The sequence below is a fragment of the Polymorphobacter sp. genome, assembly GCF_048007885.1.
In the GTDB taxonomy this organism is placed as follows: Bacteria; Pseudomonadota; Alphaproteobacteria; order Sphingomonadales; family Sphingomonadaceae; genus Sandarakinorhabdus.
The window spans coordinates 2,280,000-2,305,055 of sequence record NZ_CP180346.1 but is presented as its reverse complement, the minus strand read 5'-3'; the positions used below and the strand labels follow the sequence as shown (position 1 = coordinate 2,305,055).

16 protein-coding genes and 2 pseudogenes are annotated in these 25,056 nt (G+C 68.6%); 5 read left to right on the top strand and 13 right to left on the bottom strand.

What is annotated here, in order from left to right; genetic code table 11:
- Positions 1 to 26: 26 nt before the first annotated feature.
- The 8 genes and pseudogenes from ACMVO5_RS11070 to ACMVO5_RS11035 form a co-directional block, all read right to left on the bottom strand.
- Positions 27 to 1,031 (bottom strand): NADP-dependent oxidoreductase, encoded by a 1,005-nt coding sequence (locus ACMVO5_RS11070; RefSeq protein WP_416907561.1) that lies wholly within the window; start codon positions 1,029 to 1,031, stop codon positions 27 to 29.
- A complete protein-coding gene (locus tag ACMVO5_RS11065; RefSeq protein WP_416907560.1) occupies positions 1,028 to 2,299 on the bottom strand; it encodes a mechanosensitive ion channel family protein in 1,272 nt (423 codons plus the stop codon). The genes ACMVO5_RS11070 and ACMVO5_RS11065 overlap by 4 nt, the downstream gene beginning before the upstream one ends.
- Positions 2,300 to 2,339: 40 nt before the next feature.
- Positions 2,340 to 5,540 (bottom strand): annotated as a pseudogene (locus ACMVO5_RS11060) (error-prone DNA polymerase).
- A gap of 8 nt (positions 5,541 to 5,548) precedes the next feature.
- Positions 5,549 to 7,111, bottom strand: a complete 1,563-nt coding sequence (locus tag ACMVO5_RS11055; RefSeq protein ID WP_416907559.1) for a DNA polymerase Y family protein — start codon at positions 7,109 to 7,111, stop codon at positions 5,549 to 5,551.
- Positions 7,020 to 7,712 carry a hypothetical protein gene (locus ACMVO5_RS11050; RefSeq protein WP_416907558.1) on the bottom strand — a complete coding sequence of 231 codons (693 nt, stop codon included), beginning with the start codon at positions 7,710 to 7,712 and terminating at the stop codon, positions 7,020 to 7,022. The genes ACMVO5_RS11055 and ACMVO5_RS11050 overlap by 92 nt, the downstream gene beginning before the upstream one ends.
- A gap of 45 nt (positions 7,713 to 7,757) precedes the next feature.
- A complete protein-coding gene (locus tag ACMVO5_RS11045) occupies positions 7,758 to 9,137 on the bottom strand; it encodes an efflux transporter outer membrane subunit (RefSeq protein WP_416907557.1) in 1,380 nt (459 codons plus the stop codon).
- The gene (locus ACMVO5_RS11040) at positions 9,134 to 12,286 is read right to left on the bottom strand and encodes an efflux RND transporter permease subunit (RefSeq protein ID WP_416907556.1); all 3,153 of its coding nucleotides are present in this window, start codon (positions 12,284 to 12,286) and stop codon (positions 9,134 to 9,136) included. Before ACMVO5_RS11040 ends, ACMVO5_RS11045 begins: the two co-directional genes overlap by 4 nt.
- 2 nt (positions 12,287 to 12,288) lie before the next feature.
- A complete protein-coding gene (locus tag ACMVO5_RS11035; RefSeq protein WP_416907555.1) occupies positions 12,289 to 13,491 on the bottom strand; it encodes an efflux RND transporter periplasmic adaptor subunit in 1,203 nt (400 codons plus the stop codon).
- A 142-nt stretch (positions 13,492 to 13,633) separates the two neighbouring features.
- On the opposite strand from ACMVO5_RS11035, the gene ACMVO5_RS11030 reads away from it, so the two are divergent.
- The gene (locus ACMVO5_RS11030) at positions 13,634 to 14,956 is read left to right on the top strand and encodes an MFS transporter (RefSeq protein WP_416907554.1); all 1,323 of its coding nucleotides are present in this window, start codon (positions 13,634 to 13,636) and stop codon (positions 14,954 to 14,956) included.
- A gap of 287 nt (positions 14,957 to 15,243) precedes the next feature.
- Here ACMVO5_RS11030 and ftsH read toward each other — a convergent pair whose 3' ends face one another.
- From ftsH to ACMVO5_RS11010, 4 genes are read right to left on the bottom strand one after another with little or no spacing between them, the layout of a single operon-like run.
- Positions 15,244 to 17,193 carry an ATP-dependent zinc metalloprotease FtsH gene (ftsH, locus tag ACMVO5_RS11025; RefSeq protein ID WP_416907553.1) on the bottom strand — a complete coding sequence of 650 codons (1,950 nt, stop codon included), beginning with the start codon at positions 17,191 to 17,193 and terminating at the stop codon, positions 15,244 to 15,246.
- Positions 17,180 to 18,247: a tRNA lysidine(34) synthetase TilS gene (gene tilS, locus ACMVO5_RS11020; RefSeq protein ID WP_416907552.1), complete on the bottom strand. Its 1,068-nt coding sequence runs from the start codon at positions 18,245 to 18,247 to the stop codon at positions 17,180 to 17,182. The genes ftsH and tilS overlap by 14 nt, the downstream gene beginning before the upstream one ends.
- Positions 18,244 to 19,311, bottom strand: coding sequence for a tetratricopeptide repeat protein (locus tag ACMVO5_RS11015; protein ID WP_416907551.1), 1,068 nt, complete (start codon positions 19,309 to 19,311; stop codon positions 18,244 to 18,246). The genes tilS and ACMVO5_RS11015 overlap by 4 nt, the downstream gene beginning before the upstream one ends.
- A 2-nt stretch (positions 19,312 to 19,313) precedes the next feature.
- The gene (locus ACMVO5_RS11010) at positions 19,314 to 20,255 is read right to left on the bottom strand and encodes a helix-turn-helix domain-containing protein (protein ID WP_416907550.1); all 942 of its coding nucleotides are present in this window, start codon (positions 20,253 to 20,255) and stop codon (positions 19,314 to 19,316) included.
- A 248-nt stretch (positions 20,256 to 20,503) separates the two neighbouring features.
- On the opposite strand from ACMVO5_RS11010, the pseudogene typA reads away from it, so the two are divergent.
- The 4 genes and pseudogenes from typA (at position 20,504) to ACMVO5_RS10990 (ending at position 24,517) form a co-directional block, all read left to right on the top strand.
- Positions 20,504 to 22,352 (top strand): annotated as a pseudogene (gene typA / locus ACMVO5_RS11005) (translational GTPase TypA).
- A gap of 164 nt (positions 22,353 to 22,516) precedes the next feature.
- Positions 22,517 to 23,098 (top strand): PEPxxWA-CTERM sorting domain-containing protein, encoded by a 582-nt coding sequence (locus ACMVO5_RS11000; protein WP_416907549.1) that lies wholly within the window; start codon positions 22,517 to 22,519, stop codon positions 23,096 to 23,098.
- A 155-nt stretch (positions 23,099 to 23,253) separates the two neighbouring features.
- The gene (folE, locus tag ACMVO5_RS10995) at positions 23,254 to 23,868 is read left to right on the top strand and encodes a GTP cyclohydrolase I FolE (RefSeq protein ID WP_416909363.1); all 615 of its coding nucleotides are present in this window, start codon (positions 23,254 to 23,256) and stop codon (positions 23,866 to 23,868) included.
- 61 nt (positions 23,869 to 23,929) lie between these two features.
- Complete coding sequence (locus ACMVO5_RS10990; protein WP_416907548.1) at positions 23,930 to 24,517, top strand: urate hydroxylase PuuD; 588 nt, start codon at positions 23,930 to 23,932, stop codon at positions 24,515 to 24,517.
- On the opposite strand, the gene ssb is transcribed toward ACMVO5_RS10990, so the two are convergent.
- Positions 24,514 to 25,011 carry a single-stranded DNA-binding protein gene (gene ssb, locus ACMVO5_RS10985; protein ID WP_416907547.1) on the bottom strand — a complete coding sequence of 166 codons (498 nt, stop codon included), beginning with the start codon at positions 25,009 to 25,011 and terminating at the stop codon, positions 24,514 to 24,516. The genes ACMVO5_RS10990 and ssb overlap by 4 nt on opposite strands.
- Positions 25,012 to 25,056: the final 45 nt, after the last annotated feature.

Here is a 25,056-nt window from a genome sequence, read left to right as displayed (position 1 = left end):
GCCGAGCACGATCGCATCAAATTCGCTCAAATGCGCACCAGCCGCCGGCCAAAGCTCGCGCCCGTGAACAGCCCGCAAAACGCCTCCGGCAGCTGCGCCAGCCCGTCAAAAATCTCCTCGCGGTAAACCAGCCCGTCCCGCACCAGCGCCGCCATCCCGGCCTGCGCCTCGGCAAAGCCGGCGAGGTCATCAAACACCAAAATCCCCTCCATCCGCAGCCGCTTGGCAATCATCTCGCGGGTATTGACCAGCCCCGGCGGCCGGTCGGTCACATAATCCGCCGTCGCGCCCGACAGCACCAGCCGGCCAAACAGCTTCATATGCGGCAGCGCCCGGTCGATCATCGCATTGCCGACATTGTCAAACATCACGTCAAAACCCGGCCCCGCCGCCTCGGCAAAGGCCGCCTCGAAGTCATCCGTCTTGTAATCCAGCGCCACATCAAAGCCCGCCACCTCGCGCAGCCAGCGGCATTTCTCCGGCCCGCCCGCCACACCCACAACCTCGCTCGCCCCCCAGCGCTTCGCCAGCTGCCCCGCCGTCGTCCCCACCGGCCCTGCCGCTGATGTGACAAGCACCCGCTCGCCCGCCTTCAGCCCGGCTACCCGCCTGAGGCCAAACCACGCCGTCATCCCCGGAATCCCCAAAACCCCCAGCCACAGCGAATCCGGCACATCAAGCGCGGGCAAAGGCATCACATAGCCCCGCCCGCTCGACACAACATGGCTCGCCCAGCCCGTCGCCGTCACCCGCTGCCCGACGGGAAATCGCGGGTTCAAGCTCTCCACCACCGTGCCGATGCAAAAGCCGTCCACCGGCTCCCCCGGCATCACCGGCCTCGCATAGCTTGCGCCGGGCGACAGCCGCGAACGCGTGCCCGGATCGCACGACACATGGCTGTTCGCGATCAAGAACTGCCCGTCCTCAAGCGGCGCAATCGGCACCCGCTCCAGCCGGAAATCCTCGGGGCTCGGCACCCCCTCGATGTGCCGCACCAGCACAATCCGCTCCATCTCGCACGCGCCCGTCATTCGCTCTCCAGCCCCTTATCCACCGCCGCCGGCGCCGACTTGATCCACACATCGCGCTGCGGAAACGGAATCTCGATCCCGTTCTCCTTGAACAACACCCACACCCGGTTGAGCACCGCGCTCCGCACATTGCCCACGCCTTCCTCGGGATCATCGATCCACACCATGATGTCATGATCGACTGAACTGTCGCCAAAGCCGCGCAGCCAGATGCCCGGCGCCGGCTCCTTCATCACCCGGGGCACATCGCGCGCCGCCTCCAGCATCAGCGCCTGCGCCCTCGCCAGATCACAGGCATAGCTCACCCCCACCGGAATATGCACCCTCACCTTGCGGTCGGAATAGGACCAGTTTTCCACCGCCTGCGTCATCAGCTGCTCATTGGGGATGAGATGCTCCTTGCCGTCGCGGGTCAGCACAGAGACCGCCCGCACCCCGATCCGATTGACCTGGCCAAACTGGTCCCCCACCACGATCACATCCCCCGGCTTGATCGACCGGTCCATCAACAGCAGCACACCGGCAATCATGTTGCCCAGCGTCTTCTGCAGGCCAAAACCCACCGCCAGCCCCACCGCGCCCGAAAACACCGCCAGCGAGGTCAGGTCGATGCCGAGCAGGTCGATGCCGATGAAAAACGCCACCACGGCAATGGCGATGCCCACCAGCTTCTGCCCCAGCAGCCGCTGCGACTCGTCCAGCCCCGCCATCTGCCCCAGCCAGCGCCCCAGCGTCCGGTTGAGCAGCACAGCAAGGCCAAACAGCGCCAGCGCCGCCAGCCCCGTCACCATCACATCAAGCAGCGAGATCCGCCGGCTGCCCAGCCTGAGCGCGGCATTGTCCAGCGCCATCAGCAAGGGCGAAAAGCCGCCCAGCGCCGCTACCGCCGCCAAAATCCCCGCCAGCACCGCCAATAGCGGCACCGCCGACCCCTTCACCCCGAAGCCGCGCAGCAGATGATTGGCGAGGCTCATGGTCGCCGCCGCCAGCGCCAGCGCCGCCACCAGCCGCGGCTGCGCGCCAAAGCCCGGCGCCGCCAGCAGCACGATGAGCGCCAGAAACACGATCCCGGCGCGCACCTTGCCCACCACCCGCCCCCGGAAGCCGTCCGGCAGCCACGCCGACGCCCCGAAGCGCGCCTCCGCCCATTCGCCCAGCAACTGACCCGAAAGCCAGGCCACCACCGTCACCACCGCAACGATGATGAGATCCACCACCGGCAGGCCGACAAACAGGCTGGCGGGGTCGGAAAGATAGTCCTTCAGCATCGCCCCATGCTGCCACCCCCGCGCCCCGCGCGCCAGCGCTTCAATGAAAATCGCGCGAGCGCGGCAGAATGCGCACATCGCGCGGATGCCGCCCGCGCGGTGCCGGCGGATCGGCCAGATTCTCGTCGCCGCGCGCCTTCACCCCCGGCACAGCGCCCGCCTCCGAAAGCCGGTCGAGCAGCCCCGACCAATCCTCGATCCGCTGCGCCATCAGATGCACCACGCCTTCAGGCGAGCGCTGCACCACACCCGTCACTGCCATCAGCCGCGCCGCCATCACCGCGCGGCGAAAATGCTCGAACAACCGCGCCCAGATGACCACATTCACAACCCCGGTCTCGTCCTCCAGCGTCACGAAGATCGCATTGCCATTGCCCGGCCGCTGCCGCACCAGCACCAGCCCCGCCATGCAAGCCCTCGCATCCGCCCGCGCCGTCCCAACCGCCGCCGCGCTCACCACCGGCTGCGGCAGCCGCCCGCGCAGCAACGCCATCGGATGCCCCCGCAAGCTCAGCCGCAGCGTCTGATAATCCGCCGCCACCGCTTCGCCTGGCTGCATCAGCGGCAGCTCGGCCGCCGGCTCCGCGCCCAGTTCGGCTGCGTCCGCGGCGGCAAACAGCGGCAGGCTGTCACCCGGCGTGCGCAGCGCCTCCCAGCCCGCCGTCCGCCGGTCCAGCCCCAGGCTCGCCAGCGCATCCGCGTCCGCCAGCAGCTTCAGCGCACGTCGCGGCAGGCCTCCGCGCCGGGCCATATCCTCCAGCCCCGAAAACGGCCGCGCCCCCTTCATCTGCTGCGCCCATTCCTCTCTGAACCCAGTCACTTGCCGCAGTCCCAGGCGCAACGCGCCCACCTCGATGCTGCAATCCCAATCGCTGAAGTTCACATCCACCGGCAGCACCGTCACGCCATGCTCGCGCGCATCGCGCACGATCTGCGCCGGCGCATAAAAGCCCATCGGCTGCGAATTGAGCAGTGCGGCCGGCAAACACCGCCGGATAGCGGCATTTGAGATAGCTCGACACCCAGACCAGCCGGGCAAAGGCCAGCGGCATGGCTCTCGGGAAAGCCGTAGCTGCCAAAGCCCTCGATCTGCCGGAAACAGCGCTCGGCAAAATCGCGCTCATAGCCGCGCGCCACCATCCCCTCGATCATCTTCTGCGCAAAGCCGCCCATCGTCCCCACATTGCGAAACGTCGCCATGGCGCGCCGCAGCTGGTTCGCTTCCGACGGCGTGAACGCCGCCGCCACGATCGCCAGCCGCATCGCCTGCTCCTGAAACAGCGGCACGCCGAGCGTGCGCCCCAACACGCCCTTCAGCTCGTCCGGGTCATGCGGGGGCGCGGGCGAGGCATAGCTCACCGCCTCGCGCCCCTGCCGCCGCCGCAGATAGGGATGCACCATGTCGCCCTGAATCGGCCCCGGCCGCACAATCGCCACCTGAATCACCAGGTCATAGAATTCGCGCGGCCGCAGCCGCGGCAACATGTTGATCTGCGCCCGGCTCTCGACCTGAAACACCCCGATGCTGTCGCCCCGGCACAGCATGTCAAACACGTCCTCGGCCTCGTCCGGCACATTGTCGAGCGTATATTGCCGGCCCACATGCGTCGCGATCAGCGCAAAGGCACGGCGGATGCAGCTCAGCATCCCCAGTGCCAGCACATCCACCTTCATCAGCCCCAGCGCATCGATATCGTCCTTGTCCCATTCGATGAAGGTCCGGTCCGCCATCGCCGCATTGTCGAATCGGCACCGTCTCGTCCAGCCGGTCCTCGGTCAGAATAAACCCGCCCACATGCTGCGACAAATGGCGCGGCAACCCCATGATTTCACTGGTCAGGCCAATCAGATGGCGGATCTCGGGCGCATCGATGTCAAGCCCCGATTCAGCAAAGCGCTTCTCCTCCATATGCCGCGCAAAACTGCCCCATACCGTGCCCGCCAGCCGGTTGGTCACATCCTCAGTGAGCCCCAACACCTTGCCCACCTCGCGCACCGCGCTGCGCGGCCGATAGTGAATGACGGTCGCCGCAATCCCGGCCCGCTCGCGCCCATAGCGGCTGTAGATATACTGGATCACCTCCTCGCGCCGCTCATGCTCGAAATCGACATCGATATCGGGCGGCTCGCGCCGCTCCTCCGAAATAAACCGGGAAAACAGCAGATTGTGCTTCGAAGGATCAACCGCCGTAATGCCCAGCACGAAACACACCGCCGAATTGGCCGCCGAGCCGCGCCCCTGACACAGGATGCCCCGCTCGCGCGCAAAGCGCACGATGTCATGCACGGTCAGAAAATAGGGCGCATAACCCGCCCGGCCAATCACCCGGAACTCCTCGGCCAGCTGCGCCTCGACGCGCGGCGGAATCCCCTGCGGCCAGCGCACCCGCGCCGCGTCCAGCGTCATCTGCTCCAGCCAGCCCTGCGCGCTGTGCCCCGGCGGCACCGGCTCATGCGGATATTCATAGCGCAGATCGTCCAGCCGAAAGGCAATCCGCCGCACAAGCTGCATCGGCGCCGCCACGGCCTCGGGGCAATCAGCAAACAGCCGCCGCATCTCGGCCTCGGCCTTCAGATGCCGCTCGGCATTGGCCTCCAGCCGCCGCCCCGCCGCCGCCAGCGTCACGCCGTCATCAATGCAGCGCAAAACATCATGCAGCGGCCGCGCCTCGGGCGCCGCATAAAGCGCATCATTGCTCGCCAACAGCGGCAACCCCAGCCGGGCGCCCTCGTCAATCCGCGCCGCCAGCCGCCGCTTGTCATCGCCACCACGCCGCATCACCGCGCCCAGCCACAGCCGCCCCCGGCCCATATCCACCAGCGCCTCGGGCACATCAGCGCCCGGCATCGCCACCAGCAACAAGTCATCGCAATGCGCCAGCAAATCCTCCAGCCGCAAGATGCAGTCGCCCTTGCGCGCCCGCCGGTTGCCCAGCGTCAGCAGCCGGCACAGCCGACCCCAGCCGCGCCGCGTCGCCGGATAAGCCAGCACATCGGGCGTCGCATCGGCAAATACCAGCCGCGCCCCCACCACAAGCCGAAACCCCTCGTCCGCCTCGCCGTTCTGCAAGGCCTCCCGCGCCGCCACATGCGCCCGCACCACACCGGCCACGCTGTTGACATCGGCCACCCCCAGCCCGCCATGCCCCAGCGCCAGCGCGCGGGCCACCATCGCCGCCGGGCTGCTCGCCCCGCGCAAAAAGGAGAAGTGCGTGGCAGCGCCAAGTTCAGCAAAGGCCATCGCCGCCCTCAGGCAAAGCGCCCGTGCACAAACCAGGCCGGGCTGCGCCTTTCGCCATAAAGCCCATGGCGAAACAGCCAGAAGCGCCCGCCCTCCCGGTCCTCCACACGGTAATAATCGCGTGTCAGCCCACCCCCGCCCGCCCGCCGCCACCATTCGGCAGCAATCCGTTCCGGCCCCTCGGCATGCACAATGTCATGCGTGCGCCGCCGCCAGAAAAACCGCCGCGGCGGCCCGTCCGGCACCTCGGCCACCACCTCCACCGGCTGCGGCGGGTCAAACAGCTCGATCGGCCGCCTGAGCGCGCCCGGCTCGGGCCAGCGCCCGCCCGGCGCGGCAAAGGGCAAGTCAAACCCCGCCTGCTCGGGAATATGGCTGTCTGCGCCGGCCAGCCGCCGCACCCGCGCCGCCCCCAGCCGCGCGCTCAGCCGGTCCACCAGCTGCGCCAGCTCGCCCTCGGCCAGCTCGCCGCCCTCCAGTCGCAGCTGGCTGTCGCCCAGCGGCGCCACCACCGGCACACACAGCCGCACAAGATCATAGCCAAAGCCCGGATCAAGCGGGTCGCCCAGCGCTGCCAGCCGCTCGCCAAACAGCCGCATCACCGGCCCCGGCGCGCGCTGCGCCGCCGCCGTCTCCACCCGCACCACATGCACCGCGCCGTCCGCGCGAAACAGCTGCGCCTCAAAGGCCCGCCCGCCCTGCCCGGCCTCCGCCAACTGCGCACAAGCCCGCACCACGAGCCGCTCGGTCACCCGCAGGGCCGCCGGCACCGTCAGCAGCGGCTGGGCAAAGCGCGCGTCGCACACAATCGCCGGCTCGGGCCAGCGCGGCCTCAGCGGCCAGGGCTCGGCCCCCAGCACCACGTCAAGCCGCCGCACCAGCCCCGCCCCCAGCCGCGCCGCAAGGGCTGCGCGCGGCTGTGCCGCCACCTGCCCCACCGTCCGCAGCCCGGCGCGGCGCAGCGCCGTCGCCGCCGCCTCGGGCGCCTCCAGCGCCAGCCCCGGCACCGCCGCCTCCGCCCGCGTCAGCGCCGCCACCGGCAAGGCCCGCACATCGCCGTCCTGCGCCACCAGCCCAATGTCTGGCCCCGGCGCAAACACCGCCAGCGCCAGCGCCGCCGCCGGCCCGTCTGCCAGCGCCAGCCGCGCGCTCAGCCCGGCGCGCGCCAGCCGCGCCGCCAGATCCGCCGCCAGCGCCGCCTCGCCGCCACACAGATGCGCCGCCCCGGTGATGTCGAGCAAAAGCGCAGCCGGCGGCGCCACCGCCACCAGCGGCGTATAGCGCTGGCACGCATCCGCCAGCCCCTCCAGGCACGCCAGATCCGCCGCCTCATCCGCCGCCGCCACAACAAGCGCCGGCAGCCGCGCCCGCGCATCGGCCAGCGTCATGCCCATGCTCAGCCCGGCCGCCGCCGCGCGCACGTCGCATGCCGCCAGCCTTGTGCTGCCGGCCTGTTGGCAGACCAGCGCCAGCGGCGCGTCAGGCAGCGATGGCTGGCGGCTGCGCAGCCGCTCGCTGGCCAGCCACGGCAGCCACGCCGCCAGCAGCCGCCGCGCGGAAGCATCGCTCATCGGCGTCCCACTCCAGATCAAGCGCCAGCCCCGCCGGCCCGGCGCGGTTGCGCAGCAGCTCCAGCGCATAGGCGGCATGGCCCGGCGCCTGTGCCGCCAGCGGCCGCGCACAGCGCCGCCGCACCGCCCAGCGCGTGCGCGCCGCGCTCGGCACCACCCCGCCGCCGCGCACCGCCAACACCGGCACGCCGGTGCGCGCCGCCGCCAGCGCCAGCCGCCGCGAGGCCGTCAGGTCAAACGCCGCCCCGCCCTGCGGCGCTGCAATCACCACCGCCGCCAGCGCCGGACAGGCCACCGCATCCGCCGCCGCGCGCAGCAGCGCCAAAAGGTCGGGCGCACACACCAGCACCAGCCGCTCGGGCGCCAGCCCCAGCCCCGCCAGTCCCGGCGCATAGGGCCGCGCCCCGCGCGCGCGGCGCGCCTCAAAGGCCCAGACAATCGCCCCCGCCCGCTCGTTGCGCCCCGCCAGCAGCAGCGCCAGACTCAGCGCCGCCAGATCGTCCCCGGCCGTCGCCGCATAAAGCTCATGCAGCGCCCCGCCTTCGAAATACCCCTCGAAAGCCAGCGCATCAGAATTGGGCAAGGCAGCGGAACGACTCATATGTTCTTTGTTTGTTCCGCTCGCCCGCCAGAAGTCAAGCCCGCCTCAATCCGCCTCCTGCCAGCCGCCCCCCAGCGCCTTGAACACCGCAATCTGCCGCGTGCTCAGCGCCGCCTCGCTCTCGGCCAGCTGCGCCTGCGCGCTCGCCAGCGTCCGCTCGGCATCAAGCACCGCCAAAAACCCCTCCGCACCCGCCCGGTAGCGCTGCCGCACCAGCTCCGCCGCCCGCGCGCTCTCTGCCTCTGCCCGGGTGAGCGCGGCATTGCGCTCCAGCGCCGCGCCATAATCCGCCAGCGCCGCCTCGGTCTCCTCCAGCGCCCTCAGGATCGTCCCCTCAAAGGCCGCCAGCGCCGCCTCGCTGCCAGCCTCCGCGCCGATCACCCGCGCCCGCGTGGCGGCAATGTTGGGAAAGCTCCAGCTGATCGCCGGCCCGATGCTGAAGGCAAAGCCGCCGCTGCTCAGCGCCGCATCCGGCGTCACCCCCTGCCCCGAAATGCTGCCTCCGAGCGTAATGCGCGGAAAATAATCCGCCTTCGCCACCCCGATCCGCGCGGTCGCCGCCGCCAGCGCGCGTTCCGCCTGCCGCACATCGGGCCGCCGCTGCAACAGCGCCGCCCCGTCCCCGGTCGGAATCGGCTGCTCCAGCCGCGGCGGCGCCACACACGCCGCCGCCCGCGCATCAACCTCGCCCGGCTGCCGCCCCGTCAGCACCGCCAGCCGCGCCAGTGCGGCCGTGCGCGCCGCCACAAAGCCCGGCAGCGTCGCCCGTGTCGTCTCCAGCTGCGCCCGCGCCCGCGCCAGGTCGAGCGGCGCATCCCGCCCCGCCGCCACCCGCTTCTCGGTCAGCGCAAAACTGTCCTGCTGCAACGCCAGGCTGCGCGTCGCCACCGCCGCCTGCGCGGCGGACGAACAGGCGTCGGCATAGGCCCGCGCGGTTTCCGCCGCCACGCTGATCCGCACCGTGTCGCGCGCCGCCGCCTCGGCCTCATAATCCGCCCGCGCCGCCTGCACGAGCCGCGTCACCCGCCCATAAAGATCAATCTCATAGCTGGCATCGAGCGCCAGCCGGTAGAATTCGCTCTCAAACGCCACCGGCCCCTGCGGCGTCGGCACCGCCTGGCGCGCCTCCACCGCGCTCCCGGTGATGCTCGTCTGCGGCAGCCGGTTGCCGCGCGCCTCCAGAAGGCCGGCCCGCGCCTGCCGCAACCGCGCCACCGCCACCCGCAAATCCCTGTTCTCGGCCAGCGCCTGCCCGATCAGCGCATCCAGCACCGGGTCCTCATACAGCCGCCACCAATCGTCGCGCAGCTCCCCCGTCCCGTCCGCAATCGCCCCGCCGCGCACCTCGGGCAGAGGCGCGGCCTCATAGCGCGGCCCGATCGCGCAGCCGCCCAGCAGCATCGCCGCCAGCAGCCCCGCCCTCATGGCCTTGTCCCGCCAATCGGCCGGCCCAGCTTCGCCGCCGCCCAGCTCGCCAGCACATAAAAGACCGGGGTGAACATCAGCCCGAACACCGTCACCCCCAGCATCCCGGCAAACACCGCCGTGCCCAGCGCCTGGCGCATCTCCGCCCCCGGCCCCGAGGCAATCACCAGCGGCACCACGCCCAGAATGAAGGCAAAGCTGGTCATCAGAATCGGCCGCAGCCGGGTCCGCGCCGCCGCTTCCGCCGCCTCGCGCCGCGCCTTGCCCGCTTCTTCGGCCTGCTTGGCAAATTCCACGATCAAAATCGCATTCTTCGCCGCCAGCCCGACCAGCACCACAAGCCCGATCTGGGTCAGGATATTATTGTCAAAGCCGCGCAGATTGACCCCCAAGATCGCCGCCAGCAAACACATCGGCACAATCATGATCACCGCCAGCGGCAGCACCAGCGATTCATATTGCGCCGCCAGCAACAGGAATACGAACACCACCGCCAGCACGAACACCACCGCCGCCGTATTGCCCTGCGTGCGCTCCTGATAGGCAAGCTCGGTCCATTCATAGGAAAAGCCCTCGGGCAGCAGCTGGCCCGCCAGCCGCTCCATCGCGCCCAGCGCCTGCCCGCTGGAAAAATCGGGCAGCCGGTCGCCCTGAAGCTCGGCGGACGGGTAAAGATTGTGCCGCACCACCCGGTAAGGCCCGCTTGTGTCCGACAGCCGCACCAATGATCCCAGCGGCACCATCCCGCCCGAGGCGGCGCGCACACGCAGGCCGGTGATGTCGCTGGGGTCGTTGCGAAACGGCGCATCGGCCTGTGCCGTCACCCGGTAGGTCCGACCAAACAGATTGAAATCATTGATATAGCTTGAGCCAAGATAGACCTGCAACGTGCTGAACACATCGGCCGGCTGAACCCCCAGAAGCTGCGCCTTCTCGCGGTCCAGATCGGCATAGATGCGCGGCGTGCCGGTGTTGAACAGCGAAAACACGTTCGTCAGTCCGTCCTCCTGGTTGGCCGCCCCCATCATCCCGAAGGTCGCCTGCTCCAGCGCCCTATAGCCCTTGCCGCTGCGGTCCTGCACCATCATCTTGAAGCCGCCGCCCGTGCCAATGCCACGCACCGGCGGCGGCGGAATCACCAGCACATTGCCAGTGCTGACCCCGCCCATGGCGCGCCGCAAATTGTTCAATATGTCATCGCTCGAAAGCCCCTTGGCCGCCCGCTCCGGCCAGTCGTCCATCTGCACAAACAGCGTGCCCGCATCGGGCGCATTGCTGAAGCTCGCCCCGTCCAGCCCGGCAAAGGCCACCACCCGGTCAATACCCTCGGTCGCCATCGCCAGCTTGATCGCATCGCGCACTGTCGCATCGGTCCGCTCCAGCGAACTGCCCGGCGGCATCTGCACAATGGTGATGAAATAGCCCTGGTCCTGCGCCGGAATGAAGCCCTGCGGCGTCGCCACCATCCGCCAGCCCGCCAGCAGCAGCAGCCCGGCATAAACCACCAGCACCACCGCCACCGAGCGCACCGCCCGCGCCGTCAGCCGGCCATAGCGCGCCGAAAGCCAGTCAAAGCCGGCATTGAACCGCGCGCCCGCCCGCACCAGCCACCCGCGCCAGCCCGGCGGCGGTGCATGGTCGCCATGCGGCTTCAACAGAAGCGCCGCCAGCGCCGGTGACAGCGTCAGCGACACCAGCGCCGAAATCAGCGTCGCTGAGGCAATGGTCAGCGCAAACTGCTTGTAAAACTGCCCCGAAATCCCGCTGATGAAGGCGGTCGGCACAAACACCGCACACAAGGTCAGCGCAATCGCGATCAGCGCCCCGCCCACCTCGCGCATCGTCCGGTAGGCCGCCTCGCGCGGGCTCAGCCCCTCGGCCAGCTCGCGCTCGATATTCTCCACCACCACAATCGCATCATCCACGACAATGCCGATCGCCAGCACAAGGCCAAACAGCGACAGATTGTTGAGCGAATAGCCAAAGCCCGCCATCACCGCGAAAGTGCCAATCAGGCTCACCGGAATCGCCAGGATCGGGATCAGCGCCGCCCGCCAGCTCTGCAAGAACACCAGCACCACCAGCACCACCAGCACCACCGCCTCAAGCAGCGTCTCCTGCACACTCTCGATCGAGGCGCGCACATATTCGGTCGGATTATAGGGGATCCGATAGGCCAGCCCCGGCGGGAAATCGGCGCTCGCCTCCTCCATCGCCGCCAAAATCGCGTCCGCCGTCTCCAGCGCGTTCGAGCCCGGCCGCTGGGTGATGCCAAAGCCCACGCCGGGCTGCCCGTTCACATAGGCATTGGTCGTATAATTGTCGGCGCCAATCTCGATGCGCGCCACATCCGAAACGCGCGTGATGCGCGGCCCGTCCGCCTTCAAGACGACCGCGCCAAATTCCGCCTCGGTGGTCAGCCGCCCCTTGGTCTCCAGGCTCAGCTGATAGCCCGAACCCCCCGCATCAAACGGCGGCGCGCCAATGGTGCCAGCCGCCACCTGCACATTCTGCGCCCGCAGCGCATCGACGATATCCTGCGCATTCAGCCCGCGCGCCGCCGCCTTTTCGGGGTCGATCCAGATCCGCATCGCATAATCGCGCACGCCAAAAGCGTTGATCCCGCCCACGCCGTCGATGCGCGCCAGCCGGTCCTTCAGATAGATGCTGGCATAATTCGACACGAAATCGAGCGGCAGGCTGCCATCGGGCGAATTCAGAAACACCACCAGCAAAATGTCGGGCGAGTTCTTGCGCGTCTGCACACCCTGAAGGCGCACCGTGTCCGGCAGCCGCGCCTCGGCCGAAGCCACCCGGTTCTGCACCAGCACCTGCGCATTATCGAGGTCAGTGCCCAGCTTGAACACCACGCTCAGCTGCATCCGCCCGTCGCTGGTCGAAGACGAGGTCATGTAGAGCATGTCCTCGACGCCGTTGATCTCCTGCTCCAGCGGCGCCGCCACCGTGTCCGCCAACACCTCCGCCGAAGCGCCGGGATAGACCGCGCTCACCACCACCGTCGGCGGCGCAATCTCGGGATATTGCCCCACCGGCAGCGTCGGATAAGCCACCAGCCCGATCAGCACGATCAACACCGAAATCACCGACGCAAAGATCGGCCGGTCAATGAAGAACCGCGAAAATCCCATGCTCAAAGACCGGCGTCGGGCGCAGCCGTCGCCTCGGCCGCCGGCAGCTCGATCACCTCGGGCAGCTTCGGCCCAAGCCCCGGCGCCGGCGGCTCGATGGTGCCTGCCTCCGGCGTCACCGCCATGCCGGGCCGCACCCGCTGGCCGCCGGCGATGATCAGCCGGTCATCCGCCGCAAGCCCGCTGCGTACCACCCGCAACCCCTCCACCAGCGGCCCCAGCTGCAACAGCCGCGCCTCCACCTTGTCCTCGCCCGCCACCACATAGGCCAGCTTGCGCGTCTGGTCGGTCACCACCGCGCTCTCCGGAATCAGCATGCCCTCATAGCTGCCCGAGCCAAGCAGCCGCAGATGGCCAAACATCCCCGGCGTCAGAAAGCCATCGGGATTGCGCACCACCGCGCGCCCGCGCATCGTCCCCGAGCCCTGGTCAATCACATTGTCGACAAAATCCATCCGCCCCTTCCAGCGATAGACCGTCTCATCAGCCAGCCGGATCTCCACCGGATTGGGCGCCACCCGCGAGCTCGGCCGCGTCCCCGCCCGGTTCGCCCGCTGATATTTCAGATAGACCGCCTCCGAGCCGGTAAAGACGAAGTGGATCGGATCGAGCGCCACCACGCTGGTCAACACCGTGTCGCCCGCCTGCACATAGCCGCCCACATCCACCCGGCGGTCCGACAGCCGCCCCGAAATCGGCGCCGTCACCCGGGTGAACTCGACATCGAGCGCCCGCACCCGCGCCGACGCCCGCGCCGCCTTCAGCGCCGCGTCCGCCTGCGCCGCGGCTGCGCGCAGCGTGTCCGCCTCCTCGCGGCTCACCGCCTCGTCCGCCATCAGCGTCTCGCCCCGCGCCGCATTGGCCCGCGCCAGCACCGCCGCCGCCTCGGCCCGCGCCACCTCGGCCTCGGCCTGCGCCAGGGCCGCCGCAAAGGGCCGGGGGTCGATCACATACAAAAGCTCGCCCGCCCGCACGAAATCGCCGTCACGAAAGGCAATCCGGTCGACATAGCCCGAAACCCGCGGCCGCACCTCGACCATCTGGCGCGCCTCAAACCGGCCGACATAGTCATCCCAGTCCACGATCGGCTTCACTAGCGGCGCCGCCACCGTCACGCTCGGCGGTCCCGAAGGCCCCCGCGCCGGCGTCTCGCCGCACCCCGCCAGCCCCAGCAGGGCCACCACAAAAAACCCGATACGCCGCATGAAACCCCGCAACTCTTAGCCTGAGTTGATAGGCCCAACCCCCCAGCGCGTCCAGCACACCAATTGCATCATCATCAACATGTCATACCATCGGCCACACGCAGGGCTTGGCAAGCGCGCGCCCCTCGCCCATGCATCGGCAATGTCCGCCGTCACGCCTGCCCCCGAAGACACCCCCATCCCGCGCACAGAGTTCGCCGTGCTGTTCATCGTCCTGCTGCTCGTCGCCGCCGGCAACACCGCCATGCAGACCGTCCTGCCCGGCATCGCCCGCGTCATCGGTATCCCCGATCTCGCCGTCGCCCTCATCTTCTCGCTCTCCGCCCTGCTCTGGACCTTCAGCGCCCCCTATTGGGCGCGCCAGTCCGACATCCGCGGCCGCCGCCGCCTCATCCTCGTCGGCGTCATCGGCTTCGGCACCTCGATGCTCGGCTGCGCCGTCATCATCCACGCCGGCCTCTCCGGCTGGCTGGCGCCCGCCGCCACCTTCATCCTCTTCGCCTTCATGCGCGCCCTGTTCGGCATCTTCGGCTCGGCCTCAAACCCCGCCAGCCAGGCCTATATCGCCGCGCGCACCACGCCCGCCACCCGCACCGGCGCGCTCTCCATCCTCGCCTCCGCCTTCGGGCTCGGCACCATCATCGGCCCCGCCGTCGCCCCGCTGTTCGTCATCGGCGTGCTCGGGCTCGCTGGCCCGATGTTCGCCTTCGCCGCCTTCGCCGTCCTCGTCATCATCGCCGTCCGCCGTCTGCTCCCCGATGATGACCCCAGCCACTTCGCAGAGGGCGGCCCCGCCGCCGGCACCCCCACCTCCGAGCCGCTGGTCTCGGGCAGCGCGAGCGGCGCCAGCCTCAAGGCCGCCACCGCCGGCCGTGGCCAGCGCCTCGCCTGGCGCGATCCCCGCATCCTGCCCTTCATGGTCTTCGGCTTCGCCTCCGGCTCGGTGCAGGCCGCCACCGGCCAGGCGCTCGGCTTCCTCATCATCGACCGGCTCGGCGGTGATGCCATGCAGGCCCAGGGCAATATCGCCATCGCCTTCATGGCCGGCGCCGGCGCCACCCTGCTCGCCCAATGGGGCATCATCCCCCGCCTCGCCCTGCAGCCCCCGGCCCTGATGCGCTGGGGCACCATCATCGCCGCACTCGGCTGCGCCGGCATCGCACTCGCGCCCAATTTCCACGGCCTCGTCGTCGCCTTCGGCCTGCTCTCGCTCGGCTTCGGCCTCGCGCGCCCCGGCTTCACCGCCGGCGCCAGCCTTGCGGTGGGCCGCGATGAACAAGGCGGCGCCGCCGGCGCCATCACCGCCATCAACGGCGCCTGCTACATCGGCGGCCCCGCCATCGGCATCGGCCTCTACACCCTGCAAAGCGAACTCCCCTACTGGCTCTCCGCCGCCGCCATGCTCGCCCTCCTCGCCTACACCCTCGCCACCCCCACCCTCACCCGCGAGGCCACCATCGATTAGAAGGGCCTCCGGCGGGCAAGAAGTGCCTCCGGCGGCTGGGGCCTCAGGCCCCAGACCCCAATCCTGATTGTGGGATGCACTTTGAGGCTGCAGCGCGCGCCGCAGGCATTTGATTGCGCGTTCCGCGCCGGCGCTGCCCTTTGAAATTGTGCGACAGGCCATTGATGGGGTCTGGGGCCTGAGGCCCCAGCCGCCGGAGGCCCTTCTCCCCGCCGGAGGCCCTTCCGCTCCAAAAACAAAAAAGCCGCCCAGTCACCCGGGCGGCTTCAATGTTTATGGCCCCAGCCTCAGGCCGGCGGCGTCGCGGGTTCGCCGCCGAAGTCGCCCGAGCGGCGGCCGGCCTTGGGAATGGCCGAGACGCCGGTGGCCGGGCGCGGGGTCGACGCGCTGCTGCCCGTGCTGCGTTCGATCGGCTCACCGGCGATCACCTTCTTGATCTCGTCGCCGGTCAGCGTCTCATATTCGAGCAGCGCGCCTGCGAGCGCGTGCAGCTGGTCGATATTGTCGTTCAGGAGCTGCTTGGCCCGGTCATAGCCATGGGTCACGATCTCGCGCACTTCGGCATCGATCAGCTGGGCGGTCTGTTCCGAGACATTCTGCGTCCGCGAGACCGAATGGCCGAGGAACACTTCCTCCTGGTTGTCGCCATATTTCAGCGGCCCCAGCTTGTCCGACATGCCCCATTGCGTGACCATCGAGCGCGCCAGATCGGTCGCATAGCTGATATCCGATGACGCGCCTGAGCTGACCTTGTCATAGCCGAAGATGATTTCCTCGGCCACGCGGCCCCCCATCGAGACGGCGAGGTTCGCATACATCTTGTCGCGGTGATAGCTGTACTGGTCGCGCTCGGGCAGGCGCATCACCATGCCCAACGCGCGCCCGCGCGGGATGATGGTCGCCTTGTGGATCGGGTCGGACGCCGCTTCATGCACGCTGACGATGGCATGGCCGGCCTCGTGATAGGCGGTCATCTTCTTCTCATCGTCGGTCATCACCATGGTCTTGCGCTCGACGCCCATCAGCACCTTGTCCTTGGCGTCCTCAAAGTCCTTCATCGACACCAGCCGCTTCGATCGCCGCGCCGCCAGCAGCGCCGCCTCATTGACAAGGTTGGCCAAGTCAGCCCCCGAAAAGCCCGGTGTGCCGCGCGCAATCACCCGGGCATTGACGTCGGGCGCCAGCGGCACCTTCTTCATGTGCACCGCCAGAATCTTCTCGCGCCCGTCAATGTCGGGCCGGCCCACCACCACCTGGCGGTCGAAACGGCCGGGCCGCAGCAGCGCCGGGTCAAGCACGTCGGGCCGGTTGGTGGCGGCCACGATGATGATGCCTTCATTGGCATCAAAACCGTCCATCTCGACCAGCAGCTGGTTCAGCGTCTGCTCGCGCTCGTCATTGCCGCCGCCAAGGCCCGCCCCGCGGGAGCGGCCCACGGCGTCGATCTCGTCGATGAAGATGATGCACGGCGCCAACTTCTTGCCCTGCTCGAACATGTCGCGCACCCGGCTCGCGCCGACGCCCACAAACATCTCGACAAAGTCCGAACCGGAAATCGAGAAGAAGGGCACATTGGCCTCGCCGGCAATAGCGCGCGCCAAGAGCGTCTTGCCGGTCCCCGGCGGGCCAACGAGCAGCGCGCCCTTGGGAATCTTGCCGCCCAGCCGGTGAAACCGGCCCGGGTCCTTCAGAAAGTCGACAATCTCCTGCAGCTCCTCGCGCGCCTCGTCGATGCCGGCAACATCATCAAAGGTCACCCGGCCTTCCTTCTGCACCAGCAGCTTGGCGCGGCTCTTGCCAAAGCCCATCGCGCCCTTGCCCGCGCCGTTCTGCATCTGGCGCATCAGAAAGATCCAGATGCCGATCATCAGCACGAAGGGCAGCATGTTGAAGAACAGCTGCGCCAGCAGCGACCGGCTCTCCGCCGGCTTGGCGTCAAAGCGCACATTCTTGTCGCGCAGCCGCTGGATCAGCTGCGTGTCGCCGGGGTTGATGGTCCGGTAATCCTCATCAGCCGAGGTCTTGCCGACGATCTCCTCGCCCCGGATCTCGGCAGAGCGGATCGAGCCGCTGTCGACCTTGGTCAGAAAGTCCGAATAGGCGAGCGTGTTGCCGCTGCCGCCCGAAGACGGCCCCTGCATGATGTTCACCACCACCACCAGCCCCAGCAGGATGACGAACCACAGGCCGAGGTTCTTCATCCAGGGATTGGGGGAACGCTTGTCATTGTCGGACATTGACGGACTTTCTCAAACTTCTGCACAAACAAGATAGGACGGAACGCACGAAGCGCAATCGGGATGCGCGCTTCTGCCTCGCTTTCGGGCCGTTTTGCCGGCTCAACCGCGCCGTTTCGGGGCCAGCCGCAGCCGCCACCCTCCCTTCAGCCCGCCCGCAGGCGCCGCGCGCACCCCCGCCAGCGTCCCCGCCCGCCCCGAGTTCGAGCCGCGCCAGCAGCCGGTCCAGCCCGGCGCCCCGAAGCTCGGCTGCCGGCACCAGCGCCAAAACCGCGCGCGCCAGAAGCCGCCGCCGCAGCGCGTCCGGCAGCCCATCCGCATCCAGCCACACCCCGTCCGCGCCCGGCTCGGCCCGCCCGGCCCAGGCCTGCGCCACCGTCCAGTCCAGCGCCGCCGCCTCGTCGGCCAGATGCGCCGCACTCGCCGCCAGCGCGCCCGCCGGCAACAGCCCCGGCGCGCGCGCCAGCAGCCCCCGCACTGCGGTGCGGTCAAAGCGCGGGTCGGCATTGGACGGGTCCGACACCGTCTCCCAGCCCTCCGCCCAGCGCGCAATCGCAGCCCGGCGCAACCCCAGAAGCGGCCGCACAATTTCCACCCCGTCCGCCTCGCGCCGCGCCCGCACCCCGGCCAGCCCGGCGCTGCCGCTGCCGCGCGCCAGCCGCATCAGCAGCGTCTCGGCCTGATCGTCCGCATGGTGCGCGGTCAGCAGCAGCGGCACCCCGGCCTGCCGGCACCAGCCCAGCATCAGCGCATAGCGCGCCGCGCGCGCCGCCGCCTGCAGATTGGCCCCCGGCTTTTCGCCGGTCCAGACCAGCGTTTCATGCGCCAGCCCGCGGGCCGCGCACTGCGCCGCCACCCCGGCCACCTCGGCAGCGCTGCCGGCGCGCAGCCCATGGTCCACGCTCAGCGCCGTCACCCGCCCGGAAAAGGCCGCCGCCGCCATCGCCAGAAGGCCGATGCTGTCCGGCCCGCCGCTCACCGCAATTGCCAGCCGCTCGTCAGGCCCCACCGGTCGCCCCGCCGCTGCCATCAGGGCAGCGAGGTCGTCGCTCATCCGCACTTGGCCTTGGCCGCCAGCGCCTTGGCATCGGCACTGCGCGTCGCGCCCATCTTGTCGGGATAGACGCTCTTCAACTCATCGAGCACCCGGCACGCCTGCGCCGGATTGCCGATCCCGATCAGCGCGCCCGCCAGCCCGATCAGCGCATCGGGCGCGCGCCCAGCCTTGGGATAATTGTTGTAGACCTTCAGATAGGCGTCCGCCGCCTCGGCATGCTGGTCACGCTCGGCATGGCTCCGCCCCAACCAATACCAGGCCTGCGCCATGCGAAACGAGTTCGGCCAATTCACCGTGAAGGCCGCCATATGCGCGCCCGCCTGCACCCAGTCCTTGTTCAGTGCAAACGTATAGGCCGCCTGCCAGTCATCGGCCGCGCTCGCCCCCTTGGCGACAGCCGGCCCGGGCTCCGGCTCAGGCTCGGGCGGCACTGCCGCCGCCACAGCCGCCGTACCCACCGCCGGCACCACCGTCCCCGGCCGCGCGCCCGGCGCAGGGGCCACAGGCGCTGCAACCGGCGGTGAGGCTTCCGGCGGTGATAGCACGCTGGCGCTGGCCGCCGGGGCCTCGGGCGCCACAATGGCGCCGGCAGCCCCCAGATCTGGCCCCGAAGCAGGCCCTGTCTCGCCGCCTTCCGGCGCGCCGCCCTCCAGCCGCGTCAGCCGAAACTCGACATCGCCGCGCGTCCGCGTCATCGCGTCCTCAAGCTGCTTCAGCTTGAAGCCATTGGCCTCCACCTGCCCGGTCAGCGTGCGCAGCTGCCGCTCCATCTCGCCCACCCGCCGCGTCAGGTCCACCAGCGGGTTGCTCGCCCCGCCCGCAACAGCCGCGGTCCCGTCAGCCCCCGGCGGCACGATCTCGGGCGCCACCATCGCCCCCGCGCTGGCACCCGGAAACACCTTGCGCTGCACCGCGCGCATCTCGCCCTCCAGCTTCTTCAGCCGCTGGTCGGTGCGCTGCACATCCTCGCGGGTCACCACCACAGCGTCCTGTGCAAACACCGGTCCCGTCACGGGGCCAGCAACAAGGGCCAGCCACGCCAGCCCGGGCAGAAAACGCATGCTCAAACTCCCAAATCCTCACGCACAGGTTCAACAGCCCCCCCACTCGAAGTCACCCCACTCGCCGCCCCCGCGCCTGCAGCCGCAGCCGCCTGCGCCCGCAGCGCCTCGGGTGTCAGCCTGATGTCCCTCAGCGTCTGGCTGCGCCCGCCCAGCGGCGGCAGCAGCGCCTCGCCCACCCGCACCTCCAGCGCCCCGGCCTTGCCGGTCCACAGCATCAGCCCCGACGGCTCGGCCGGCACGGCAAAACGCTCGCCCGCCCGCATCACCCGGCTGATCGGCACCAGCGCAGAGGCCGGATCATAAACCCTCACCCACACATCCTCGGTCGCCGTCAACACCATCTCGCCCGCCTCTGGCGCCGCCGCACCCGCCGCATCTACAGTATCCACCGGCACCTCCGGCGGCGGCGGCGTCACCCGCAGCGCCTGCGCAGGCGCCGCCGCGCTCACCAGCGGCGCATCCGGCACCGGCGCATCAAACACCCCCGCACTCCAGGCTGAAAGCCCGCCCACCAGCACCACCAGCGCCGCCAGCGAGCCGATCAGCACCGCCCGGCCGGGCAGCCGGCGTTCATCAAGCGGCTGGATTGTCGCTGCGCGCGGCATGTGCGGCTGCTTCTTGGTCTCGGCGCGAAACCGCGTGGCAAGGGCATCGCCGTTCAGCCCCACGGCGGCAGCAAAGCTGCGCACAAAGCCCTGCGAATAGGGCAGCGCCGGCAGCGCCTCATGCTCGTCCGCCTCGATGGCGCGCAGATGCCGCATCGGCACCCGCGTCTCGCTGGCAATGTCCTCAATCGTCCGACCCACCCTGATGCGGGCCGCCATCAACAGCCGGCCCGTGGTCGTCTCCCCGTCCCCAAGCCCGTCCGCATCGCCGGCACGCGCGGCTCCCCCGGCGCTCAACGCTGGTTCCCCGTCCTCGCTCATGTCGGCCGGCGTCATTCCGCCCTTTCCTCAAAATCGCTTGTGCCTTGCAGCAGACCCGTCCTTAACCCAGGCTGAGCGTGACAGTATGCCCCCCCATCCGTCAACATTTTGCGCAGCCCGTCAGCACAGTTGCGCAGCGCTATTGTTGCGCGCGCCCAAACCGGCTACTAGCCGCGCGCGATGTCAGGCCATGCGGCCGCGCTGTCGCACTGTCCCTCCAACGCCCCCAAATCGCCGCCAGGCCCTCCCCGGAGCAATCGTCCGTGACAAATCAGCTGCGCAACATCGCCATCATCGCCCATGTCGACCATGGCAAGACCACGCTGGTCGACCAGCTGTTCCGCCAGTCCGGCACCTTCCGCGACAATCAGCGGGTGGCCGAGCGCGCCATGGATTCAAACGACCTCGAAAAGGAGCGTGGCATCACCATCCTCGCCAAATGCACCAGCATCGAATGGCAGGCCCCGATAACGGCGATCTCACCCATATCAATATCGTCGACACGCCCGGCCACGCCGATTTCGGCGGCGAGGTCGAGCGCATCCTCTCGATGGTCGACGGCGTCGTGCTGCTTGTCGATGCCGCCGAAGGCCCGATGCCGCAAACCAAGTTCGTCACCGGAAAGGCTCTGGCGCTCGGCCTGCGCCCGATCGTCGTCGTCAACAAGATCGACCGTCCCGACGCCCGCCCCCAGGAAGTGCTCGACGAAGTCTTCGATCTGTTCGTCACGCTCGAAGCCAATGACGACCAGCTCGATTTCCCGGTCATCTTCGCCTCCGGGCGCAACGGCTATGCCGGCCGCAGCTCCGACGTCCGCTCGGGCGATCCTGGTGCCGCTGTTCGAAACCATCGTCGCCACATGTCCCGGCGCCAAGCGCCGACAGCGACGGCCCGTTCAAGATGCTCGTCTCGCTGCTCGACCGCGACAATTTCCTGGGTCGCATCCTCACCGGCCGCATCATCTCGGGCACGCTCAAGCTCAACATGCCGATCCGCGCCCTCTCGCCCGATGGCGCGGTGGCCGAAGAAGGCCGCGCCGCCAAGATCATGGCATTCCAGGGCCTGGAGCGCATTCCCGTCGACCGAGGCCAAGGCCGGCGACATCATCGCCATTGCCGGCCTCACCAAGGCCACCGTCGCCGACACCATCGCCGACCCCAGTGTCACGCAGGCGCTCGCCGCCCAGCCCATCGACCCGCCGACGCTCTCCATGACCTTCGCCGTCAACGACAGCCCCTATGCCGGCCGCGACGGCTCCAAGGTCACCAGCCGCATGATCGGGCGACCGTCTGGCCCGCGAAGCCGAAGGCAATGTCGCCATCAAGATCACCGAAAGCGCCAGCAAGGACGCCTTCGAAGTCGCCGGCCGCGGCGAGCTTCAGCTGGGCGTGCTCATCGAGACGATGCGCCGCGAAGGCTTCGAACTTTCGATCAGCCGCCCGCGCGTCATCTTCGAGACCGACGAGAGCGGCAAGCGCACCGAGCCCTATCGAAACCGTCGTTATCGATGTCGACGAGGAATATTCCGGCACCGTCGTCGAGAAGATGGCCGCCCGCAAGGCCGAGATGACCGACATGCGGCCCAGCGGCGGCGGCAAGACCCGCCTCACCTTCTCCGCCCCCTCGCGCGGCCTCATCGGCTATCACGGCGAGTTTCTCTCCGACACCCGCGGCACCGGCATCATGAACCGCCTGTTCGAGCGTTACGGCCCGCACAAGGGCCCGATCAGCGGCCGCGCCAACGGCGTCCTCATCTCCACCGAAAGCGGCGAGGCGGTTGCCTATGCGCTCGGCTATCTCCAGCCGCGCGGCACGCTGATGATCGCCCCCGGCGAAGCCGTCTATCAGGGCATGATCATCGGCGAAAACGCCCGCGATGACGATCTCGAGGTCAATCCGCTCAAGTCAAAGGCGCTCACCAACTTCCGCGCCTCGGGCAAGGATGACGCCATCCAGCTCAGCCCGCCCAAGAAGCTGACGCTCGAACAGGCCATCGCCTATATCGACGAAGACGAGCTCGTCGAGGTCACGCCGAACCACATCCGGCTGCGCAAAATCCACCTCGATCCGCACGAGCGCAAGCGCGCCAGCCGGGCCCGTGCCGCTGGTTAACTAAATCGAAACTTTTCTGTTAAATCAAGTAGCTAGAGGGGCAGATTAATACGACGAAGCGTTAGAGAAGGTCATTTTCCGCCTTGTCAGCTCACCCTGATTGTGTAGGATGTTGCATCGCATCATCCCTACCGGCTGTTAGCCATCAAACTCAGGAGTGCGACATGAAACTGAAGCTTCTCGCCGCAGCTGCCATCGTGGCCACAGCCGTTCCGGCCAATGCCACCCTGCTCGTCAATGGCAATTTCGATGCCAACCTCGCGGGCTGGTCGGTTGACCGCATCGGCGGCGCAACCGGCTTTGTCTCCACGAACAGCATCTTCTTCAATCTGGCCGCTCCCGCCGCCCAGTTCCGGACAGGCGTGTCGAACTTCTACACCCTGTCCCAGTCTGTTGTGACTACGATCGGTGAGCGCTACCGGCTCACCTACTTCGCGCTCAACCAGAACAACACGTTCAACCAGCTGGACGTCACCACTGGCGGCACGACCACCTCGACCAGCTTCGAGAGCCCTTTTGAAGGCTTCACCTCCTTCACCCAGGAGTTCGTGGCGACCTCCGAGTCCTCGCTGGTCCAGTTCGCGGTCAACCATGGCGGTGTCGGCGGCAACTTCTTCTTCATCGATGACGTCAGCCTCGTCAACATCGTCCCCGAGCCGGAAAGCTGGGCGCTGCTCATCGCCGGCTTCGGTCTCGTCGGCGCGGCCGCCCGTCGCCGCCGCCAGGGCCGCGTGCACGTCGCCTGACCCGACCGGTCAAGCTGAAGACCCTCAAACGGGGCGTGCCTGGCACGCCCCGTTTTTCTTATGCGACACTTTCGCGTCCAAACAAGGGTTGCGCCACGCGCGCCAAGGCACACATAAGGCGCGGGCAACAAACGGCCCGGCCATGAAAGACGATGATGGTTCACGACGATGATGACAGCGGCAAGCCCGCGCCCGACTTCCAGCCCATTCCCTTGGACGATGCCGAAAACGCCGTCCGCACGCTGATCCGCTGGGCCGGCGACGATCCCGACCGCGAGGGCCTGCTCGACACGCCACGCCGCGTCGCGCGCGCCTACCGTGAATATTTCCGCGGCTATGAGGAAGACCCCGGCATCCACCTCGCCCGCACCTTCGCCGAAGTCGGCGGCTATGACGAGATCGTCATCCTGCGCGACATCCCCTTCCAGTCGCACTGCGAGCATCATATGGCGCCGATCATCGGCAAGGCCCATATCGCCTATCTCCCCCGTGACCGCGTCGTCGGCATCTCCAAGCTCGCGCGCGTGCTGCAAGGCTATGCTAAGCGCTTGCAGGTGCAGGAGCGCCTCACCGCCGAAGTCGCCGACTGCATCCAGGAACATCTTGATCCCGTCGGCGTCGCCGTGGTCATCGAGGCCAGCCACGCCTGCATGAGCGCGCGCGGCGTCATGACGCCGGGCGTCACCATGACCACCAGCCGCATGATGGGCGTCTTCCGCGATGACGAACGCTCACGCCGCGAATGTCTGTCGCTCATGCGGGGCCGTTGAACCGCTTAACAGCGCGCGATTAATCCGCTAGCGTCGCCGCTCATCAAAAGGGGGCGGCGCAGTGGCAACTTTGCTTGGCAACATCAACCGTGCTGTTCTCATCGGCCTCGCGCTGATGCTGGCGGTCATTCTCGGCTTTCACGGCGCCGCCATCGAAGCCGATACCAAGGTCTGGGCCGGCTGGCTGATCCGCGCCGCCCATGCCTGGGCGGGCGTGCTCTGGATCGGCCTCCTCTACTATTTCAATTTCGTCCAGATCCCCACCATGCCGCGCGTGCCGGCCGAGCTGAAGCCCGCGGTCAGCAAATATATCGCGCCCGAAGCGCTGTTCTGGTTCCGCTGGTCGGCGCTGGCCACCCTCATCCTCGGCCTCGGCGTCCCCGGCCTGTCCGGCTATCCGCTGGGCAATCCGCTCACCTTCCAGCCCGGCTATGCGCTGATCGGCACCGGCATGTATCTCGGCATCATCATGGCCGCCAATGTCTGGATGATCATCTGGCCCGCCCAGAAGATCGCGCTGGGCATCGTGGACGCCGATGCCGACGCCAAGGCCGCCGCCGCCCGCAAGGCGATGATGGGCAGCCGCATCAACTTCATCCTCAGCTTCCCCATGCTCTATTGCATGGTCACCCAGCAGTCGGGGCTCTAGAAGGGCACATCATCGTTGAGGTCGTCGTCAAACGCCGGCGGCCGCCCCCCCGACGCCCCGCCTGATGCCGGCGCAGAGCCATAGCCGCCGCCATAATCCGCGGTGTCGCGACCACCACCCATCGCGCCGCCGCCAGCGCCGCCACCCGCGCTGTCCAGCAGCGTCAGCTCGCCGCGAAACGGCTTCAGCACCACTTCGGTCGTATACCGGTCCTGCCCCTGCTGGTCCTGCCACTTGCGCGTCTCCAGGCTCCCTTCCAGATAGACCTTCGAGCCCTTGCGCAGAAACTGGGTGGCGATCTTCCCCAGATTCTCGTTGAAGATCGACACATTGTGCCACTCGGTCTTCTCGCGCCGCTCGCCGCTCTGCTTGTCGCGCCACGTCTCCGACGTCGCCACCGTGAAGCGCACCACCGAGCCGCCATTGGCAAAGCTGCGCTGCTCCGGGTCCTTGCCCAGATTGCCTACCAGAATGACCTTGTTTACCCCTGCCATCGAAATCCTCCCGTTTCGCGCACCCTAGCCAGCGCCGCCTCGCTG

Excerpts from the sequence above, each read along its gene's own strand:
- ACMVO5_RS11040 (WP_416907556.1), bottom strand. The coding sequence starts at position 12,286 with ATGGGATTTTCGCGGTTCTTCATTGACCGGCCGATCTTTGCGTCGGTG.
- ACMVO5_RS11065 (WP_416907560.1), bottom strand. The coding sequence starts at position 2,299 with ATGCTGAAGGACTATCTTTCCGACCCCGCCAGCCTGTTTGTCGGCCTG.
- ACMVO5_RS11010 (WP_416907550.1), bottom strand. The coding sequence starts at position 20,255 with ATGACGCCGGCCGACATGAGCGAGGACGGGGAACCAGCGTTGAGCGCC.
- ACMVO5_RS11030 (WP_416907554.1), top strand. The coding sequence starts at position 13,634 with ATGTCCGCCGTCACGCCTGCCCCCGAAGACACCCCCATCCCGCGCACA.
- ACMVO5_RS11035 (WP_416907555.1), bottom strand. The coding sequence starts at position 13,491 with ATGCGGCGTATCGGGTTTTTTGTGGTGGCCCTGCTGGGGCTGGCGGGG.
- tilS (WP_416907552.1), bottom strand. The coding sequence starts at position 18,247 with ATGAGCGACGACCTCGCTGCCCTGATGGCAGCGGCGGGGCGACCGGTG.
- ACMVO5_RS11055 (WP_416907559.1), bottom strand. The coding sequence starts at position 7,111 with ATGAGCGATGCTTCCGCGCGGCGGCTGCTGGCGGCGTGGCTGCCGTGG.
- ACMVO5_RS11000 (WP_416907549.1), top strand. The coding sequence starts at position 22,517 with ATGAAACTGAAGCTTCTCGCCGCAGCTGCCATCGTGGCCACAGCCGTT.
- ACMVO5_RS11015 (WP_416907551.1), bottom strand. The coding sequence starts at position 19,311 with ATGCGTTTTCTGCCCGGGCTGGCGTGGCTGGCCCTTGTTGCTGGCCCC.
- folE (WP_416909363.1), top strand. The coding sequence starts at position 23,254 with ATGGTTCACGACGATGATGACAGCGGCAAGCCCGCGCCCGACTTCCAG.
- ACMVO5_RS11070 (WP_416907561.1), bottom strand. The coding sequence starts at position 1,031 with ATGACGGGCGCGTGCGAGATGGAGCGGATTGTGCTGGTGCGGCACATC.
- ftsH (WP_416907553.1), bottom strand. The coding sequence starts at position 17,193 with ATGTCCGACAATGACAAGCGTTCCCCCAATCCCTGGATGAAGAACCTC.
- ssb (WP_416907547.1), bottom strand. The coding sequence starts at position 25,011 with ATGGCAGGGGTAAACAAGGTCATTCTGGTAGGCAATCTGGGCAAGGAC.
- ACMVO5_RS11045 (WP_416907557.1), bottom strand. The coding sequence starts at position 9,137 with ATGAGGGCGGGGCTGCTGGCGGCGATGCTGCTGGGCGGCTGCGCGATC.
- ACMVO5_RS11050 (WP_416907558.1), bottom strand. The coding sequence starts at position 7,712 with ATGAGTCGTTCCGCTGCCTTGCCCAATTCTGATGCGCTGGCTTTCGAG.